At 64.6% G+C, this 18,628-nt stretch carries 15 protein-coding genes; 7 read left to right on the top strand and 8 right to left on the bottom strand.

Translation table 11 applies throughout. The features are described from left to right. Window positions 1-181: 181 nt before the first annotated feature. From POS17_RS19160 to POS17_RS19150, 3 genes are all read right to left on the bottom strand, one after another. Window positions 182-3,826 (bottom strand): ATP-binding protein, encoded by a 3,645-nt coding sequence (locus POS17_RS19160; RefSeq protein ID WP_060840036.1) that lies wholly within the window; start codon window positions 3,824-3,826, stop codon window positions 182-184. A gap of 31 nt (window positions 3,827-3,857) precedes the next feature. Continuing rightward, complete coding sequence (locus POS17_RS19155) at window positions 3,858-4,499, bottom strand: response regulator transcription factor (protein ID WP_060840035.1); 642 nt, start codon at window positions 4,497-4,499, stop codon at window positions 3,858-3,860. 302 nt (window positions 4,500-4,801) lie between these two features. Then, window positions 4,802-5,239 (bottom strand): Lrp/AsnC family transcriptional regulator, encoded by a 438-nt coding sequence (locus tag POS17_RS19150; RefSeq protein WP_060840034.1) that lies wholly within the window; start codon window positions 5,237-5,239, stop codon window positions 4,802-4,804. Between the two features lie 132 nt (window positions 5,240-5,371). Here POS17_RS19150 and POS17_RS19145 point away from each other — a divergent pair, with 132 nt between their 5' ends. The 3 genes from POS17_RS19145 to POS17_RS19135 all read left to right on the top strand — a co-directional run bounded on the left by POS17_RS19145 (window position 5,372) and on the right by POS17_RS19135 (window position 10,240). Continuing rightward, a complete protein-coding gene (locus tag POS17_RS19145) occupies window positions 5,372-6,265 on the top strand; it encodes a DMT family transporter (protein ID WP_060840033.1) in 894 nt (297 codons plus the stop codon). A gap of 248 nt (window positions 6,266-6,513) precedes the next feature. Then, the gene (locus tag POS17_RS19140) at window positions 6,514-8,799 is read left to right on the top strand and encodes an FdhF/YdeP family oxidoreductase (protein WP_060840032.1); all 2,286 of its coding nucleotides are present in this window, start codon (window positions 6,514-6,516) and stop codon (window positions 8,797-8,799) included. Window positions 8,800-9,265: 466 nt separating this feature from the next. Beyond that, window positions 9,266-10,240 carry a Dyp-type peroxidase gene (locus POS17_RS19135; RefSeq protein WP_060840031.1) on the top strand — a complete coding sequence of 325 codons (975 nt, stop codon included), beginning with the start codon at window positions 9,266-9,268 and terminating at the stop codon, window positions 10,238-10,240. Between the two features lie 56 nt (window positions 10,241-10,296). On the opposite strand, the gene POS17_RS31140 is transcribed toward POS17_RS19135, so the two are convergent. From POS17_RS31140 to POS17_RS19120, 5 genes are all read right to left on the bottom strand, one after another. Continuing rightward, entirely contained in the window at window positions 10,297-10,452 is a 156-nt protein-coding gene (locus POS17_RS31140) for a DUF2474 domain-containing protein (protein WP_082729275.1), read from the bottom strand. Next, on the bottom strand, window positions 10,445-10,576 hold the full coding sequence (locus POS17_RS32460) for a hypothetical protein (protein ID WP_258230369.1): 132 nt from the start codon (window positions 10,574-10,576) through the stop codon (window positions 10,445-10,447). The genes POS17_RS31140 and POS17_RS32460 overlap by 8 nt, the downstream gene beginning before the upstream one ends. Continuing rightward, a complete protein-coding gene (gene cydB, locus POS17_RS19130) occupies window positions 10,563-11,579 on the bottom strand; it encodes a cytochrome d ubiquinol oxidase subunit II (protein ID WP_060840030.1) in 1,017 nt (338 codons plus the stop codon). The genes POS17_RS32460 and cydB overlap by 14 nt, the downstream gene beginning before the upstream one ends. A 16-nt stretch (window positions 11,580-11,595) precedes the next feature. Continuing rightward, the gene (locus POS17_RS19125) at window positions 11,596-13,017 is read right to left on the bottom strand and encodes a cytochrome ubiquinol oxidase subunit I (RefSeq protein ID WP_060840029.1); all 1,422 of its coding nucleotides are present in this window, start codon (window positions 13,015-13,017) and stop codon (window positions 11,596-11,598) included. 127 nt (window positions 13,018-13,144) lie between these two features. Beyond that, window positions 13,145-15,469, bottom strand: coding sequence for an FdhF/YdeP family oxidoreductase (locus POS17_RS19120; RefSeq protein WP_060840028.1), 2,325 nt, complete (start codon window positions 15,467-15,469; stop codon window positions 13,145-13,147). Window positions 15,470-15,926: 457 nt separating this feature from the next. On the opposite strand from POS17_RS19120, the gene moaA reads away from it, so the two are divergent. Genes moaA through POS17_RS19100 form a run of 4 tightly spaced genes read left to right on the top strand, consistent with a single transcriptional unit; the run spans window position 15,927 to window position 18,627 of the window. Further along, window positions 15,927-16,925 carry a GTP 3',8-cyclase MoaA gene (gene moaA, locus POS17_RS19115; RefSeq protein ID WP_060840027.1) on the top strand — a complete coding sequence of 333 codons (999 nt, stop codon included), beginning with the start codon at window positions 15,927-15,929 and terminating at the stop codon, window positions 16,923-16,925. A 45-nt stretch (window positions 16,926-16,970) separates the two neighbouring features. After that, the gene (locus POS17_RS19110; RefSeq protein ID WP_060840026.1) at window positions 16,971-17,870 is read left to right on the top strand and encodes a bestrophin family protein; all 900 of its coding nucleotides are present in this window, start codon (window positions 16,971-16,973) and stop codon (window positions 17,868-17,870) included. 26 nt (window positions 17,871-17,896) lie between these two features. Beyond that, window positions 17,897-18,379 carry a cyclic pyranopterin monophosphate synthase MoaC gene (gene moaC / locus POS17_RS19105; RefSeq protein ID WP_060840025.1) on the top strand — a complete coding sequence of 161 codons (483 nt, stop codon included), beginning with the start codon at window positions 17,897-17,899 and terminating at the stop codon, window positions 18,377-18,379. After that, entirely contained in the window at window positions 18,376-18,627 is a 252-nt protein-coding gene (locus tag POS17_RS19100; protein ID WP_060840024.1) for a MoaD/ThiS family protein, read from the top strand. Before moaC ends, POS17_RS19100 begins: the two co-directional genes overlap by 4 nt. Window position 18,628 lies beyond the last annotated feature (1 nt).

Below are 18,628 nucleotides of genomic sequence, written 5' to 3'. Positions count from 1 at the left end.
GATTCAACAAGCAATCGAGAGCTGGCGTAGCGACTCGTCGGGAGTCTGGCGCCATTGACTGTCTGTGCTCGAAAGCCAGCGCAAGGTTAGGCAGCAGGGGGCGGCGGTTGAATGAGACAAGTACGAGAGTGGCGCCAGGGCCTGTTGGCCGGCCCGGGCACTCGGCGCACCGAGGTGCGGTTCAGGGTGGCGAGCCTTGGGTCTGTGCGCTCTGGGCCAGGGTCGGGCTGTCGCTGCCAAGGGGGTCGCGCAAGCTGGTCAGCTGGTTCCGGGCCTCTGCGTAGACCTGCTCCATGGCGCTGAGCAGCGCTTGCTGGCAGTTGCGCACGGACGGCGGATGGCTCACGTCGACCTTTCTCAGGGCGTCGCAGGTCCTGGCCATGTCCTGGGCGTTGATCAGGCAGGCCACGCCGCTCAGGCGATGGGTCAGGTCGTTGATCAGGTGCGGGGTATTGGCCAGGACGCAGGTGCGCAGTTCGGCGATTTCCTGCTGCAGGTTCTTGGTCAGTTCGTTGAGGATGCGTCGGTGCAGGGTCGGACTGTTTTCCCCCAGGTCCTTGAGGTGGTCGATGTCGAAGGCGCGCACCCGCTCTTCGCCAGCGCCAGTGTGGCTGCCCAGGACTTCCTGCAGCCGGGCCAGGGTCACCGGCTTGATCATCAGATCGTTCATCCCGGCGTTGGAGCATTGGGTCGCTTCGTTGCTCAGGGCGCTGGCGGTGTAGCCGACGATCAGCCGCGGCTTGGCCCCGCTCTGTTGTTCGGCCTCACGCACCGCCCGGGCCAGGCTGTAGCCGTCCATGCCCGGCATGTTGCAGTCGCTGATCAACACGTCGTAGTGGCGGTGGCGCAGCAGCTGCAGGGCTTCTTCGCCACTGCTGACGTGTTCGGCCACGTGACCGATGCGCTCCAGCTGCAGGGTCAGCACCAGGCCGTTGGTGGAGACGTCGTCCACCACCAGCACCCGCAAGGCTTTGCCGGTGATCGGCGGCACTTCCGGTTTTTCCGTCACTTCCGCGTTTGCCGTCTGCCAGCTCACCGGCAGTTCGACGTGGATGCAGCAGCCTTGTCCGGGTTCGCTTTCCAGCCAGATGCGGCCGCCCATCAGTTGCACCAGCTGGTGGCAGATGCTCAGGCCCAGGCCCGAGCCACCGTACAGGTGGGCGGTGCGCGCGGTGGCCTGGCGATAGGGCTCGAAAATCCCCGCCTGGTTGGCCAGGGGAATGCCGATGCCGGTATCGCGCACGCTCAGGGTCAGCAGGCTGTTGCTGTCCTGCACATGGGTTTCGCGCAGGGTGACCTGGATGTGGCCGCGGTCGGTGAACTTCAAGGCATTGCTCAAGAGGTTGTGCAGGATCTGCTGCAGGCGTAGCGAGTCGACCCAGTACAGCCGGTTGGGGCTGGCCTGATAGTCGAAGTTCAGTTGCAGGCGTTTCTCCCGGGCTTGCACGGCAAACAGTCCCAGGCCGTTGGCGAGCAGGGGTTCCAGGGCGGTGGGGTGGGGTGCCAGTTGCATCAGGCCACTCTCTATTTTGTCCAGATCCAGGATGTTGCCGATCAGGTCGATCATCGAGGTCGCCGATTGCTGGGCCACCCGCAGGTTGTGCGAGGGCGCCTGGCTGGCGCTGGTTTCCAGCTCCAGCAGACCGACCAGGGCATTGAGCGGGGTGCGCAACTCGTGGCTCATGGAGGCGAGGAACTCGCTCTTGGCGGCGCTGGCCTTCTGCGCGATCTGCTTGGCTTCGCGCAATTTGAGTTCCAGGTTCTTGCGCTCGGAGATGTCCAGCCAGCCCCCCAGCAAGCCTTGCAGGACTCCGCGGGCGTTGTAGAACGGCACCAGCCACTGATAGAGGCAGTACTGCTGCTCCTTGATCCACAGGCTGGTGTCGAGAAAGCGCGGCCGGTGATTGGCCAGCAGCAGTTGATGCTCCTCTTGCAGCACCTCGGCGAAGTCGCGCGGCATGTTCGGCTGCTCGGTGGGCAGGCAGCCCTCGACCTGCTCCTGGGAGGTGGCGAAGAACTCCTCATAGGCGCGGTTGCAGGTGCTCAACCGGCCGTCCAGGTCGCAGACATACAGCGGCGTCGGCAGGCCGTTGAGCAGGGAGAACTGGAAGGCCAGCTTGTCCTGTAGGCGGGTCTGCACGCAGATGGTTTCCCGCACCTGGATCTTCAGGCGCCAGTTCCAGATCAGCGACAGCACGAAGATGATCAGGATCACCACGCCCACATGCCAGGCCTGCTCGGCGACCCAGCTCCAGAGCGCGGCGCTGGACTGTTGTTTGGCGATCAGCTGGATGTCGCTTTGCGGGTTCCTGGCCATGGAGTCCAGCAGCTTGTCGAGCACGCTCAGCAACTCCCTGGCACCAGGGGCTGCGGCAAAGCGGTGGGGCGTGGGCAGGGCGTCGAAGGCCAGGCCGAACTGCAGCCCGGAACCGGACAGCGCCTCGGTGCCCACCGGGGTGTCCAGGGTGGCGTCGACCTGACGTTGCAGCACCAGGTTCAGGGCCTGGCGATGATCCTCGGTGAGCACCAGATGGATGTCCGGGTAGCGCTGTTTCAGGTGTTCGAGCAGCGGGTGGTTGCGCGGCAGCGCCAGGTGCCGTCCCAGCATGGCGTCCAGGGAACTGGGAGAACTGTCGCCATGACGCACCACAAAGGCCCAGTTGCGGGTGCCGTAGCTCTGGCTCAGGCCGATGCCCCGGGCGTTGTCGGGCAGGCCCAGGTCGCGGGTGGTCAGGTCGGCGTTGCCGGCGGCCAGTTGTTCCAGGTCGCCGGCCCTGGACAGACTGGGCTGAATGTTGAGTTGCAGGCGGAACGAGCTGGCCAGGGTGCGCAGGATATCGATGCTCAGTCCGGCCCACTGGCCCTCGGCATTGCGGTAGATGTAGGGCGGCGCTTCCTCCGCCAGCAGATTGATCTGCCGGTGCGCGGTGAGCCAGTTCAGTTCGCCGGGGGTCAGGGAAAACGACTCGGTCGGGGCGAAGGGAAAGGGCTCCTGGCTCGACTGGTTCTGGATCCGCCGCTTGTGCTCCTCGGGAATGGCGTTGAGCACGTAGTCGATCAGCGCCCGCAGGGTGGCATCCTCGCGCCGCACGGCGAAGGCGAAGCCAGCGTCGGGCAACTGTGGATAGAACTTGCTGTGCAGCCGCAGGTCGGGGCGGGCCTGCATGTACAGGGTGGTGCGGAAGCGGTCGCTGATAAAGGCATCGGCCTGTTTGCCGGCCAGTTGCTCAAGGGCCAGGGCGGTGGTGTGCACGCCGCTGATGTCGGCCCGAGGATAGGTCTTGCGGACGGTCTTGAGGTCCAGGTAGTTGTCCAGCACCAGCACCCGCTTGTCTTCCAGGTCCGGTGGCAGGCTCTGGTCGTTGATGCGCCCGACGATGATCGGCTGGTTGTTCAGGTACGGACGGCTGAGGGACAGGCCGGGGGTCTGCGCTTCCAGCGCGGTGGCCCGGGGCAGCAGGTCGATACGGTGTTCGAGCAGGGCGCGGATCGCGTCCTGGGGCGAGGCCAGCTCGACGTACTCGAAGCGCAGGCCCAGCTGCTTGCCGATCAGCTTGAGGTATTCGTCGGAGATCACCTTGAGCACCTGGTTGCCGGCGCTTTCCAGGGGCCGCTCGGGGGGCACGATGGTCGCTACCCGCAGCACCTTGTGGGGCAGGGTGCTGCGCATGTCCAGCAGCCGGGCCAAAGACGGATTGCCCGGCTCTTGCGACTCGGCGCAGTGGGCGGGCAGGCTGAAAAACAGGCTGACCAGGACCATGAAGCTGAACAGCAGGCAGACACGGATCAGCCTCCAGAACTGGGGGGGACGGGAAATCAGGGGCATAGGGGGGAAGCTCCGGAGTTTTGAGGACCGCTCAGCTCAGGCCGTGTTCCTGGATGTACAGGAACAGGCTGGCCGAGGTGTCCAGGCCAAGCTTGCGCATGGCGCTGCTCTTTTGCGTGCTGATGGTCTGTTTGCTGCGGCACAGGTGCTGGGCGATGGCGCCGATGCTCATGCCGGTGCCATACAGGCGCAGCACCTCGATCTCTCTGGCCGACAACTGTTCGGGCTGCAGCAGCGGTTTGCCATGCAGGGCGGTGCTGGTGTCCAGCAGATGCTGGATCGACGGCGACACGAAGGGCGCGCGGGGGTTGGCGGCAATGGCCTTGGGCAGGTCGTTGAGCAGGCCGCGCTTGCTCACCAGGCCCTGGATTCCGAGCTTGAGCAGGCTGCTGATCAGCGCCGGGTTGTCGAGCATGGTGATCACCACGATGGCCAGCTCCGGGTAGCGTGAACGCAGGCGTCTGATCAGACGAATCCCATCCACCTGATCGCCACCGGGCATCATCAGGTCGGTCAGCAGCAGGTCGCAGGGCTGGCGCTGCAGGTTCTCCAACAGGGTTTCCACGCTGTGGGCCTGGGCAACGATTTCCAGTTCGGCGCGGTTTTCCAGCAGGGTGTGTATCCCAATCAGGGTCAAGGGATGGTCATCGGCTATCTGCACGCGGATCGGCATGGGTTCTTGTACTCGGCTTTTCGACAGGCATGAGCCCACGACAATGCGCAGCTTCCGCAAAGGAGCAGGCATTTTGCTAGTGGGGTCGTCAGAGGATTCGCAGGGTATCACTGAAATTGACGCCAAAAAGACGTCTGGGAGATTTTAAGAATCGTCTTATGCCTAAGGGGAAACTTTCTGAAAAGTGCTCGAGAAGTCAGCTGGTTTTTCGTAAGAAACGCCTCTGGAACGGCCTTTTCACCCCGCAGTTGCAGGCCGTTTTCAGGGGCTTTTTCCGCGGTGAAAAAGCCCATTTCACGGGGTCAGTTCATGGGCGGCAACCGCCGCTTGATCGGCGATTTCTTGATGATCGCGGTGTTGGTTTCGGCGTCATGGTTGAGTCGGTCCAGCAAGCGGTCCAGCTGTTCCATGGAGCGCACCTGCAACCGAGCGATAAAGCAGTCTTCACCGGTGACCTTGTCGCATTCGGTGAACTCGGCAATCGCCAGGATCTGCCGCTCCACCTCCTGCAAGCGGCCCGGCAACGGACGAATCCGGACAATGGCCTGCAATTGGTAGCCCAGGGACTTGGGGTCGATTTCCAGGGTATAGGCGGTGATCACCCCGCGTTCTTCGAGTTTTTTCAGGCGTTCGGCCACGCTGGGGGCGGACAGCCCGCTGATCTGCGCCAGGGCCTTGAGGGAGCGGCGGGAGTCCTGCATCAGGGCACTGATCAGGGCCTGGTCGATGGCATCGAGCATGGCAACCTCGTTAGGTGATTGGGCGTTTATGCCTTGATAAAAAAGGCCTGAGTGCATACTAGCCCAGGTTTTGAACTGGCGATGGCCGTGTGCCGCTGGGCATAATCTGGCCCTTGTCAGAGGAGATTGATGATGGATGCACTGACCCGTCGCGGATCACTGGAAATGACCGCCGCGATGCTGATTTCCGGAACCATTGGCTGGTTCGTTCTGGTGTCCGGACAACCGGTGCTGGACGTGGTGTTCTGGCGTTGCCTGTTCGGTGCCGGCGCGTTGCTGCTGATTTGCGGTACTTTCGGTTTTTTGCGAAGGAATATTCTGACTCGGCGCAGCCTGTTTCTGGCGGTGCTCAGCGGCGTGGCGATTGTCGGCAACTGGGTGTTGCTGTTCGGTTCCTACTCCCGGGCCTCGATCGCCATCGGCACCGCGGTGTACAACGTCCAGCCGTTCATTCTGGTGGCCCTGGGGGCGTTGTTCCTGGGAGAGAAGATCACCCCGCAGAAGCTGTTCTGGCTGTGCCTGTCCTTTGCCGGGATGTTGGCCATCGTCAGCGCCCATGGCACCGAGGGCGACGCCGGCAGCGACTATCTGCTGGGCATCGCCCTGGCCCTGGGCGCGGCATTGCTCTATGCCTTCGCCGCGTTGCTGATCAAGCGCCTGAGCGGCACGCCGCCGCACCTGATCGCGCTGATCCAGGTCTGCACCGGGGTCCTGCTGCTGGCGCCCTGGGCCAACCTCGCCGAGCCACCCCAGCAGGCCACGGCCTGGGCCAGCCTGCTGACCCTGGGCATCGTGCATACCGGGGTGATGTATGTGCTGTTGTACGGGGCGATCCAGAAGCTGCCGACCGCGCTGACCGGCGCCTTGTCCTTCATCTATCCGATCGCGGCGATCTTCGTCGACTGGCTGGCCTTCGGGCATCGCCTGGGGCTGTTGCAGTGGCTGGGGGTCGCCGCGATTCTGCTGGCCGCCGCCGGGATGCAGCAGGGTTGGACGTTCAAGCGCCGGCGCAGCGTTCTGCAATGAGCGCGGGCTGAGGCCGGACGGGGACCGGCAATAGGTTCCACGCTGGCGGGCCCGGGCGCCAGCGTCGCGTCTGTGCCGGTCGGCGCCTGAGCTTGACAGGCCGGGGCGCAGCGCTAGCTTTTATCCAGTGTCGGCACTGTTGCCACGCACTACCCCCTGTGATCCAGGCCCCTGGCAACCCGCCCGGGTACGCCTCGACCATCCGCAACCACCGACTCGCGTCGTGCCGGGTCGGCCCTGGAGCGATCATGAGCACTCGACGCAAGGTTCCCGGAATCCGCAACTACGATGGTCCCGCCGGTGGCTGGGGCGCGCTCAAGGCTACCGCCACGGCGGTGCGCGAACAGATGGACGCGCTCAAGGCGCCCCTGACCCTGATGCGCACCAACCAGCCCGATGGCTTTGACTGCCCGGGCTGCGCCTGGCCCGACAAGGAGCACAAGTCGACCTTCCAGTTCTGTGAAAACGGCGCCAAGGCGGTGACCTGGGAAGCCACCAACAAGCGGGTGACCCCGGCCTTCTTCGCCGAGCATCCGCTGACCTCGCTGCTGCAGCGTTCCGACTATCAGCTCGAAGACCTGGGCCGCCTCACCGAGCCCCTGGTCTATGACCGCGCCAGCGATACCTTCAAGCCGCTGGCGTGGCAGGCGGCGTTCGAGCGTATTGGCCAGATCCTGCGGGGCCTGCAGCCCGAGCAGGTGGAGTTCTACACCTCCGGCCGCGCCTCCAACGAAGCGGCCTACCTGTACCAGCTGTTCGCTCGGGAATACGGCAGCAACAACTTCCCCGACTGCTCGAACATGTGCCACGAACCCACCAGCGTCGGTTTGCCGCGCTCGATCGGCATCGGCAAGGGCACGGTGTCCCTGGAGGATTTCGATCTCTGCGAGCTGATCATTTCCATCGGCCACAACCCGGGCACCAACCACCCGCGGATGATGGGCACCCTGCATGAAGCCTCGCGGCGCAAGGTGCCGATCATGGTCTTCAATCCGCTGCGCGAGCGCGCCCTGGAGCGCTTTGCCGACCCGCAGAACATGGTGGAGATGGCCACCTACGGCTCGACCCGCATCGCTTCGTCCTACTTCCAGGTCAAGGCCGGCGGCGATGCGGCGGCGATCAAGGGCATCATGAAGGCCCTGCTGGCCCTGGAGGACAGCCTCGGGCAGGTGCTGGACCATGAGTTCATCGCCGAGCACACCCAGGGCTTCGAGGCCCTGGCGGCGGACCTGCACGCCACCGCCTGGGCGGACATCGAGCAGGCCAGCGGCCTGCACCAGGCGGACCTGGAAATGGTCGCCGCAGCCTACGCCAAGTCCAATGCCACCATCGTCACCTACGGCATGGGCATCACCCAGCACAACGAAGGCACGGCCAATGTGCGCCTGATTTGCGACCTGCTGATGCTGCGCGGCAACCTGGGCAAGCCGGGGGCCGGCATCTGTCCGTTGCGCGGCCATTCCAACGTCCAGGGCAACCGCACCGTGGGCATCACCGAGAAGCCGACGCAGGCCTTTCTCGACAAGCTCCAGCAGACCTTCGGCTTCACGCCGCCTTCGGCCCATGGCCACGATGCGGTGCAGGCCATGCAGGCGATGATCGACGGCAGGGCCAAGGCGCTGCTGTGCCTGGGGGGCAACTTCGCCGTGGCCCTGCCGGACCCGGGCCAGTGCTTCCCGGCCATGAGCCGGCTCGACCTGAGCGTGCACGTGGCCACCAAGCTCAACCGCAGCCATTTGCTGGTGGCCAAGGAGACCTTCATCCTGCCCTGCCTGGGCCGCACCGAGCTGGACCTGCAGGACGGCCTGCGCCAGGCCATCACCGTGGAGGATTCGATGTCCATGGTCCACGCCTCGGCGGGCAAGCTGACCCCGGCGTCGCCGCTTCTGCTCTCGGAACCGGCGATTGTCGCCGGCATGGCCAAGGCCACGCTGCCCGACAGCCGCGTGCCCTGGCTGGAACTGGTGGCCGACTACGACAAGATCCGCGACCTGATCGAACAGACGGTGCCCGGCTTCGACGACTACAACGCCCGGATCCGCGTGCCCGGCGGCTTCCGCATGCCCCTGGCGGCGGCCCAGCGGCAATGGCTGACCCCCTCGGGCAAGGCCGAGTTCTTCGTCTTCCCCGGGCTGCACGAGGACAAGGAAGTGGACGGCGCCGATGTCCTGCGGCTGATCACCCTGCGCAGCCACGACCAGTACAACACCACCATCTACGCCTTGGACGACCGCTATCGCGGGGTCTTCGGCCGTCGCGACGTGCTGTTCATCAGCCCCGGGGATCTGGCCGCCCGTGGCCTGGCCCACGGTGACCTGGTGGACATCGAGACGGTCATCGGCGGGCGGCGGCTGCGCTACGAAAACATCACCGCCATCGAGTACAAGATCGCCCCGGGCACTGTGGGCGCCTATTACCCCGAGGCCAACCGCCTGGTGCCCCTGGACTACCTGGATGTGGACAGCGGCACGCCGTCCTACAAATCGGTGCCGGTGCGGGTCTTGCGCTCGACCTTGGGCAGCGCCGCCTCCTGACCCGGCAATGGGCGAGGGAGCTCGCTCCCGCTCGGACGCGCAGCGGCCGTAAAACCTGAATCTGCGGTCTGCCTGATAGGAAGGGGACTCAGGCATTGGGAAGGCTGCGCCTTCCAGCGGGAGCAAGCTCCCTCGCCACAGTAAGCGCTCTTGTCACAAGGTTTGTTCAACCTCACAGCTGGTGGCTGACAGCTTGCCGCTTACAGCTGCTTGTTTGTTCAGCCTCACAACTGGCGGCAACCCAGCGGCCGCAAGAACTGCTGCAAACAGCTTGTGGCTGGAAGCTTGCCGCTTGCAGCTGCTTGTTTGTTCAGCCTCGCAGCTGGCGGCAACCCGGAGGCCGCAAGAACTGATGCAAACAGCTTGCGGCTGGCAGCTCACCGCTTGCAGCTGCTTCCCTAACCACCGCCACAATCTGCTAATTTCCTGTCGGTGACTTTTCCGACCGCAGCCCGTGGACCCCACAATGACCCAGTCTTCCTCCCTGGCCGAGCGCAAGCCCGAGCCACAAGCCATCTGCAACCCCATCACCCGCAGTGCAATTTTCATCGTCGCCACCCTGGCCCCCGGCGCCGCTGCCGCGCACACCCTGCGCGAGTGGTGCGCCGACGTCGCCGCGCTGACCCGCTCGGTGGGCAAGCGCGTGCCGGGGGGCAATCTGTCCTGTGTCTGCGGCTTTGGCTCCGCCGCCTGGGACCGGCTGTTCGCTGGCCCGCGTCCGGCGTCGCTGCACCCCTTCATTGAGGTGGGCGTGGAGGGCCGGCGCGCGCCGTCGACCCCCGGCGACCTGTTGCTGCACATCCGCGCCGAGCAGATGGACCTGTGCTTCGAGCTGGCCACGCAACTGCTCAAGCCCCTGGGCGACGCAGTCACGGTGGTGGACGAGGTCCAGGGCTTCCGCTATTTCGACATGCGCAGCATGGTCGGCTTCGTCGACGGCACCGAGAACCCGGAAGGCCGCGAGGCGGTGGATTTCACCCTGATCGGCGACGAAGACCCGTCGTTCTGCAACGGCAGCTACGTGCTGGTGCAGAAATACCTGCACAACATGACGGCCTGGAACGCGCTGACGGTGGAAGCCCAGGAACGCATCATCGGCCGCACCAAGCTGTCGGACATCGAACTCGACGAATCGGTGAAACCCAGCTGCTCCCACAGTTCCCTGACCACCCTGGAAGAGAACGGCGAGGAGGTGAAGATCCTGCGCGACAACATGCCCTTTGGCCGTCCGGGCGCCGGGGAATTTGGCACCTACTTCATCGGCTACGCGCGTTCGCCACGGCCGGTGGAGCAGATGCTGGAAAACATGTTCGTCGGGCGCCCGGCGGGCAACTACGATCGCCTGCTGGACTTCAGCACGGCCGTCACCGGCGGGCTGTTCTTCGTGCCTTCCGCCGATCTGCTGGAACAGCTGGCCGAGCGCGCGCCGACCGGCCAATAACCGCAAAACCCCGGCCCGCTGCTGCGGGCCGGGGTTTCAGGGGGGACCGGCAATTATCAGTGGCTGTGCATGCCGGCGGCCTGCATCAGCAGGCGCAGCAGGCCGGCCACCAGCCCCAGGCCGATGACGCTGGCCAGCCAGATGCCGAGCATCCACAGCAGGCGCTGCCAGCCGGGTGCCGGTTGCGCGGGGGGGGTGGTGAGTTTATCCATGGGCCAGCTCCAGCATCAGTGCGCCGCTGCAGGCGAGCATCAGCAGGGCGCCGATGAACAGCAGGCTCAGTTGCGCCACCGTCCTGTGCCAGGGCAGGGGCTTTGCCCGATCAATGGTAGCCATCGCCAATCCTCACTTTGCCGCGGAACACGTAGTAGCTCCAGCAGGTGTACATCAGGATGATCGGCAGGATGAACAGGGTGCCGATCAGGATGAACAGCTGGCTGGTCAGGGGCGATGCCGCGTCCCACAGGCTGATGGACGGCGGCACGATGTTCGGCCAGATACTGAATGCCAGGCCGATGTAGCCGAGGAACACCAGCACCAGGGTGAACACGAACGGCCAGTGGGAATGATGCTGGCGCAAAGTGCCCAGCAGCCCGCATAACGCCAGCAGACCCAGCACCAGCAGCACACCGAAGATCACGATATGGGCATGGCTGAACCAGCGGGTGGCAATCTCCGGGTGCAGCACCGGGGTCCAGACGCAGAGCACCGCCACCACCGCCATCAGCGCGAACGCCAGGGGCCGGGTGTAGTGGCGCATGCGCGCTTCGAGCATGCCCTCGGTCTTGACCAGCAGCCAGGTGCTGCCCAGCAGCGCGTAGGCCACGATCAGCCCCAGGCCGCAAAACAGCGGGAAGGGCGCCAGCCAGTCCAGGGCGCCGCCGGCGAACTGCCGGTTGAGCACCGGGATGCCGGAAATGTAAGTGCCGATCACGATGCCCTGGCACAGGGTCGCCAGCAGCGAGCCGCCGATAAAGGCCCAGTCCCAGACGTGCCGCCGCTCGGGGCTGGCCTTGAAGCGGAACTCGAAGGCCACGCCTCGGAAGATCAGCCCCGCCAGCATGAAGATCAGCGGCAAGTACAGGGCTTCGAGGATCACCGAATAGGCCAGGGGGAAGGCCCCATACAGCGCCGCGCCACCGAGGATCAGCCAGGTTTCGTTACCGTCCCAGACCGGGGCCACGGTGTTCATCATCACGTCCCGTTCCCGGGCGTCGGGGATCAGCGGAAAGAGAATCCCCAGCCCCAGGTCGAAGCCGTCCATGATCACGTACATCATCACCCCGAAGGCAATGATCACGCCCCAGATCAACGACAGGTCTATGCCTTGAATCGTCATGTCGATATCCCTTGTTTCAGTGGTGGTGGTCGCTGGACGCAAAGGTCTCGGCGATCGCGGACAGCGGACGGCGCGGGGTCGGCTCCTGGCCGGCAGGGCCGCTCGGCGGATGCTCGTGATGGGGCTGCGGGCCCTTGCGCACCAGCTTCATCATGTAGCCGATGCCCACCGCGAACACCGAGAAGTAGATCGCCACGAACAGCGCCAGGGAGATGCTCAACTGCGCCACGCTGTGGTTGGACGCGGCGTCGCTGGTGCGCAGCAGGCCGTACACCACCCAGGGCTGGCGCCCGACTTCGGTGGTGATCCAGCCCGCCAGCAGGGCGATCAGGCCACTGGGGCCCATCCACAGCACCAGGCGCAGGAACAGGCGGTTGCGGTACAGCGCGCCGTTGCGCCGCAGCAGCAGGCCCAGCGCCCCGGTGAGGATCATCAACATGCCCAGCCCGGCCATGATGCGGAAGCTGAAGAACACAATGGCCGAGTTGGGCCGGTCTTCCCTGGGGAAGCTCTTGAGCGCGGGGATCTGCTTGTCCAGGCTGTGGGTCAGGATCAGGCTGCCCAGGTAGGGCACTTCCACGGCGTAGTCGGTTTTCTCCGTGTCCATGTTGGGAATGCCGAACAGCACCAGGGGCGACGCCTCGTTGCCGTGGTTTTCCCAGTGGCCTTCGATGGCGGCGATCTTCGCCGGTTGATGTTCCAGGGTATTGAGGCCATGGGCGTCACCGACCACCGCCTGGATCGGCGCCACGATCAGCGCCATCCACAGCGCCATCGACAGCATTTTGCGCACCGGCGGCGTGTTATTGCCCCGCAGCAGGTGCCAGGCGGCGCTGGAGCCGACGAAGAACGCCGTGGCGACAAAGGCGGCGATCGCCATGTGCATCAGGCGGAAGGGGAACGACGGGTTGAACACGATCGCCAGCCAGTCCATGGGCATGATCCGCCCGTCGACGATGGAGAAGCCCTGGGGCGTCTGCATCCAGCTGTTGGAGGCGAGGATCCAGAAGGTCGAGATCAGGGTGCCGATGGCCACCATCACCGTGGCGAAGAAGTGCAGCCCGCGGCCGACCCGGTTCCAGCCGAACAGCATGACCCCGAGAAAGCCCGCCTCCAGGAAGAACGCGGTCAGCACCTCGTAGGTCAGCAAGGGCCCGGTGATGCTTCCGGCGAAGTCCGAGAAGCGGCTCCAGTTGGTGCCGAATTCATAGGCCATGACCAGGCCGGAGACCACGCCCATGCCGAAGTTGACGGCGAAGATCTTCGACCAGAAGTGATACAGGTCCTTGTAGGTGTTGTTGTGGGTCTTGAGCCACAACCCTTCGAGCACTGCCAGGAAACTGGCCAGGCCGATGGTGATGGCGGGAAAGATGATGTGGAACGAGACCGTGAACGCAAACTGGATGCGTGCCAGGTCGAGCGCCTGTAGATGAAACATGACGAAACCCTCGTGATGGCTGGGGGCCCGGGCAGGCGCCGGCCGCCGCCGTGAACCAGGGTTCGCGGCGTACGGCAGAAGGCTGCGCGGGGCAGGCTGGAGCGGCGCATTGGCCGCCCCGGCCGGGTCAAGCGCTGACGGACTGGATCAGGTTGCTGGCCGCCGCCGGCTCCAGGCGGATGGCGATGAACTTGGACGTCGGCGTATAGGTGCGGTCGCCATAGCTCTCCAGGGGCACCAGGGGGTTGGTCTCCGGGTAGTAGGCGGCGGATTGGCCGGCGGGAATGTCGTAGGCGATCAGGGTGAAACCGCTGACCCGACGCTCGCGACCGTCATCCCACAGCGAGACGATGTCGACCTTCTGCCCCGGTTCGAAGCCCAGCTGGCGAATGTCCTGCTCGTTGGCGAACAGCACCTCGCGCATGCCGTAGACCCCGCGATAGCGGTCGTCCAGGCCATACAGGGTGGTGTTGTACTGGTCGTGGGAACGCATGGTCTGCAGGATCAGGTCCGGCTTGACCTTGAGCTTGCGCACCCCGGCGCTGACCAGGTGCTCCGGCAGCACGCTGGGAATGAAGCGCGCCTTGCCGGTGGCGGTGTTCCAGCGCCGCTGGCTGGCGTCGTTGCCCAGGTGGAAGCCGCCGGGGTTCAGCAGTTTGAGATTGAAGTCCTCGAACCCGGGGATGGTGTCGGCGATCAGGTCGCGGATGCGCCCGTAGTCTTCGATCACCCACAGCCAGTCGATGGGGTGACGGCCCAGGGTGGCGTTGGCAATGCCGGCGATGATCGCCGGTTCCGAGCGCAGGTGCGGTGACTTGGGTTTCAGCTGGCCGTGGGAGATGTGCACCATGCTGAAGGTGTCTTCCACGGTGATGCCTTGCGGGCCGTTGGCCTGGATATCGATATCGGTACGACCCAGGCACGGCAGGATCAGCGCCTCGCGCCCGGTCACCAGGTGGCTGCGGTTGAGCTTGGTGGCGATGTGCACGGTGAGCTCGCAGTTGCGCAGGGCGGCGTGGGTCCGCGGGGTGTCCGGGGTGGCCTGGGCGAAGTTGCCGCCCAGGCCGATGAACACCTTGGCTCGGCCCTGTTCCATGGCCGAAATCGCCATCACCGTGTTGTGCCCGTGCTCCCGTGGTGGCTTGAAGCCAAAGCGCGCCTCCAGGGCATCGAGCAGCTCGCTGGGCGCCAGTTCGTTGATGCCCATGGTGCGGTCGCCCTGCACGTTGCTGTGGCCGCGCACCGGCGACAGGCCGGCGCCGGGGCGGCCGATGTTGCCCCGCAGCAACAGCACGTTGATCACTTCCTGGATGGTCGGCACCGAGTGGGTGTGCTGGGTCAAGCCCATGGCCCAGCACATGATGGTGCGCTTGGCCTTGCGGTACATGCGCGCCGCCAGTTCGATGTCGGCCATGCTCAGGCCGGACTGTTCGAGGATATGGTTCCAGGACGTGGCATCGACCTCGGCCAGGTAACTGTCCAGCCCCGAGGTGTGTTCGGCGATGAAGGCCCGATCGAACACTGGCTCGCCGTTGTTGGCCAGGGCTTCGCGCTCCCAGCGCAGGAGGAACTTGGCGATGCCGCGAAAGGCCGCCATGTCGCCGCCCAGGGCCGGACGGAAGTAGGCCGAGGAGGTGGGTTCGGAGCCGTTGGTGAGCATCTCGAGCGGGTGTTGCGGATGCTGGAAGCGTTCCAGCCCGCGCTCTTTGAGCGGGTTGAAGCAGATCACCTGGGCCCCGCGCTTCACCGCTTCGCGCAGGGGTTCGAGCATTCGTGGGTGGTTGGTACCGGGGTTCTGGCCGATGACGAAGATCGCGTCGGCTTCTTCCAGGTCATGGAACACCACGGTGCCCTTGCCCACGCCGACGCTTTCGAACATGCCCACGGCGCTGGCCTCGTGGCACATGTTCGAGCAGTCGGGAAAGTTGTTGGTGCCATAGGCGCGCACGAACAGCTGGTACAGGTAGGCCGCTTCGTTGCTGGCCCGGCCCGAGGTGTAGAACTCCGCCTGGTTCGGCGAGTCCAGGCCCTTGAGGTGGCTGGCGATCAGCTCGAAGGCTTGGTCCCAGGTGGTTTCCACGTAGCGGTCCTGGGTGGCGTCGTAGCGCATCGGGTGGGTCAGGCGGCCCTGGTATTCAAGCCAGTAGTCGCTCTGCGCGGCCAGGGCCGAGACCGTGTACTTGTTGAAGAACGCCGGGTTCACCAGGCGCCCGGTGGCTTCCCAGTTGACCGCCTTGGCGCCGTTCTCGCAGAACTTGACCATGCCGTTTTCCGGCGACTCGCCCCAGGCGCAGCCCGGGCAGTCGAAGCCGCCGTTCTGGTTGGTCTTGAGCATGGCGCGGATGTTCTTGAAGGCGTTCTCGCTGCCCAGCCAGTTCCTGGTCACCGCGATCAGTGCCCCCCAACCGGCGGCCGCCCCCTTGTAGGGTTTATATCGATCAACTTCGCTCATGATATTTCTCCAATACAGCGCACGCAGGCAACCGCCCGACAAATAATCGATGTCAGTGATTGTTTAACTGCACAGGCTAAATGCGGTTTTGTGGTGAAGCCGTTTAAGTTCGGACTGCTTGGGGCAACGGAATCACTTATAGGGCCCGTTTCATGGGCCGCGAATAAAGCCTATTCGGCGCCTGTATCGGCTGTCTAATCGCAATTAATGACCGGTTGATCGAAAGCCTCTATCAAGTCTTTAATTCATTAAAAATCAACGATTTATCTTGTTGTTTAAATGCCGGTAAAGGGTGCTTTTGCCGCTGATAGATTGCATTGATCAATCGGTTGTTAATAGCGATTGGACGCCACTTTTAATCACTCTTAGTCTTGCCGCCAACAACTTGTCCAATGGCCGTTAATGGACAAAAACTGCAACTAAGACCCCAGGGTCGTAACCGTCGACAGAGGCTGTGATGTCAGATCAAGTATTGGTGGATGGCTTTGCCCGACGGATCGACTACTTGCGCATGTCGGTGACCGACCGCTGCGACTTCCGCTGCGTGTATTGCATGGCCGAGGACATGCAGTTCCTGCCGCGCCAACGCATCCTGACCCTGGAGGAGCTGTACCAGCTGGCCGCGGGGTTTGTCGCCCTGGGTACACGCAAGATCCGCCTCACCGGTGGCGAGCCATTGATCCGTCCCGGGGTGGTGCAATTGTGTCAGCGCATCGGGCAATTGCCCGGGTTGCGGGAGCTGTGCCTGACCACCAACGGCTCGCAGCTGGGCAAGCTCGCCGCGCCGCTGTTCGAGGCCGGGGTCAAGCGCCTCAACATCAGCCTCGACAGCCTCGACCCGGGGCTGTTTCGCCAGCTGACCCGCACCGGCGAACTGAGCCAGGTGATCGCCGGCATCGACGCGGCGATCGCCGCCGGTTTTGCGCGCACCAAGCTCAATTGCGTGGTGATGAAAGGCCGCAACGACCGCGAGATCAACGAGCTGGTGGCCTTTGCCATCGACCGCGGCCTGGACATCTCGTTTATCGAGGAGATGCCCCTGGGCAGCATCAGCGAGCACAGTCGTCGCGACGCGTTCTTTTCCAGTGCCCAGGTCCGCGAGCGGATCGCCGAGCGCTACACCCTGATGGAGTCCGCCGAGTCGACCCAGGGCCCGTCGCGCTACTGGCGCCTGGCCGAGGCGCCGCAGATCCGCCTGGGCTTCATCTCGCCCCACAGCCACAACTTCTGCGGCACCTGCAACCGTGTCCGGTTGACGGTGGAAGGGCGCTTGCTGTTGTGCCTGGGCAACGAGCACTCGGTGGACCTCAAGGCCGTGCTGCGGGCCCATCCCGGCGATACCGAGCGTTTGCAGCGGGCCATGGTCGAGGCGATGAAACTCAAACCCTACCGCCACCACTTCGAACTCAACGACGAGCTGCAAGTGGTGCGCTTCATGAACATGACCGGCGGTTGAAGCCCCGGTCTTTACCGCTTTCCTTCGTGCACAGGTTTCGCCGCGATGATCGTCCGATCCAAACCCAACCTGATCAGCGTGCTGATCTCCCTCAAGGGCTCGATTGCCAAGCGCATCGCCTTGCGCAGCCTGCTGGTGACCTTGCTGGCCTCGGCCATCGTGCTGATCGAGACCTTGCACCCGGCGTACTTTTCCAAGGTCAACGCCACGCCTTTCACCTTGCTCGGCCTGTCGCTGTCGATCTTCATGAGCTTTCGCAACAACGCCTGCTACGACCGTTGGTATGAGGCGCGCAAGGCCCTGGGCACGCTGGTCACCGAGGTGCGCTCGCTGATCCGCGAAACCCAGGTGCTGGAGGAGGCCGGGGCGCGCCGCGCGATCCTCGGCGACCTGTGCGGCTTTGCCCAGGCCCTCAAGGCCCGGCTGCGCCAGGAAGATGAACTGGGCGCCGCCGAAACCTGGCTCAGCCAGCTGCCGCCGGCCACCACCAGCAACCTGCCGGACAGCCTCCTGCGCCAGGTGGCGCGCCAGTGTTCGGAGCAGGCCCTGGCGGGCCGGATCAGCGAGTGGCGCTACCAGCTGCTGGCCAACCACCTGGCGGCGCTGACCGGCGCGCAAACCACCTGCGAGCGGATCAAGAGCACGCCGCTGCCGTTTCCCTACACCTTGCTGTTGCACCGCACCAGCTACATGTTCTGCATCCTCCTGCCCTTTGCCATGGCCGAGCCCCTGGGCTGGCTGACGCCGATTTTCACCGCCATCGTCAGCTACACCTTCTTCGGCCTGGACGCCATTGGCGACGAGCTGGAAGACCCCTTTGGCCACGACGAGAACGACCTGCCGCTGAACGCCATCGTGCGCAACATCGAGCGCGAGATCCTCGAGGCCCAGGGGGCCACCGAACTGCCGCCGGTGCTGTTGCCGGTGGACTATGTCCTGAGCTGAACCACTGTCCTTATCCGAGGTTGCACATGAACCCACTCACTCACCTGGATGCCCAAGGCCGGGCCAGCATGGTGGATGTCACCGCCAAACCGGCCACCGAACGCGAGGCCCAGGCCCGGGCCTGGGTGCGCATGCTCCCGGCCACCCTGCAACTGATCCAGGACCAGGGGCACCCCAAGGGCGACGTGTTCGCCGTGGCGCGCATCGCCGCAATCATGGCGGCGAAGAAGACCCACGAACTGATCCCCCTGTGCCACCCGTTGCTGCTCAGCGGTATCCACGTCGAGCTGCAGGCGCTGCCGCCGGACCGGGTGCAGATCACCACCTGCTGCCGGCTCAACGGCGCCACCGGGGTCGAACTGGAAGCCATGACCGCCGCCAGCGTCGCGGCGCTGACGATCTACGACATGTGCAAGGCGGTGGACCGCGGCATGGTCATCGAGGGCCTGCACCTGCTGAGCAAGCAGGGCGGCAAATCAGGGGTTTTCATCGCAGGAGCAGCACAATGATTCTGGTCAACTACTTTGCCCGCTACCGCGAACAACTGGGCAGCGGCGGCGAGAAGCTGCCCCTGGACGCCGGCTTGCGCACCGTCGATGACCTGCGCCGGCGACTGATGGCCCGGGGTGAAACCTGGGCCGCGGTGCTGGGGGAGAACAGCCTGATGTGCGCGCTGAACCAGGATTTGTGCAAGCTCGACGCGGTGATCGAGGACTTCGATGAAATCGCCTTCTTTCCCCAAGTGACCGGGGGCTGAG

Origin of the sequence: Pseudomonas sp. Os17, assembly GCF_001547895.1 — a bacterium.
GTDB lineage: Bacteria > Pseudomonadota > Gammaproteobacteria > Pseudomonadales > Pseudomonadaceae > Aquipseudomonas.
The sequence above is the reverse complement of the archived record's forward strand: the minus strand, read 5'-3'. Positions and strand labels throughout refer to the sequence as shown.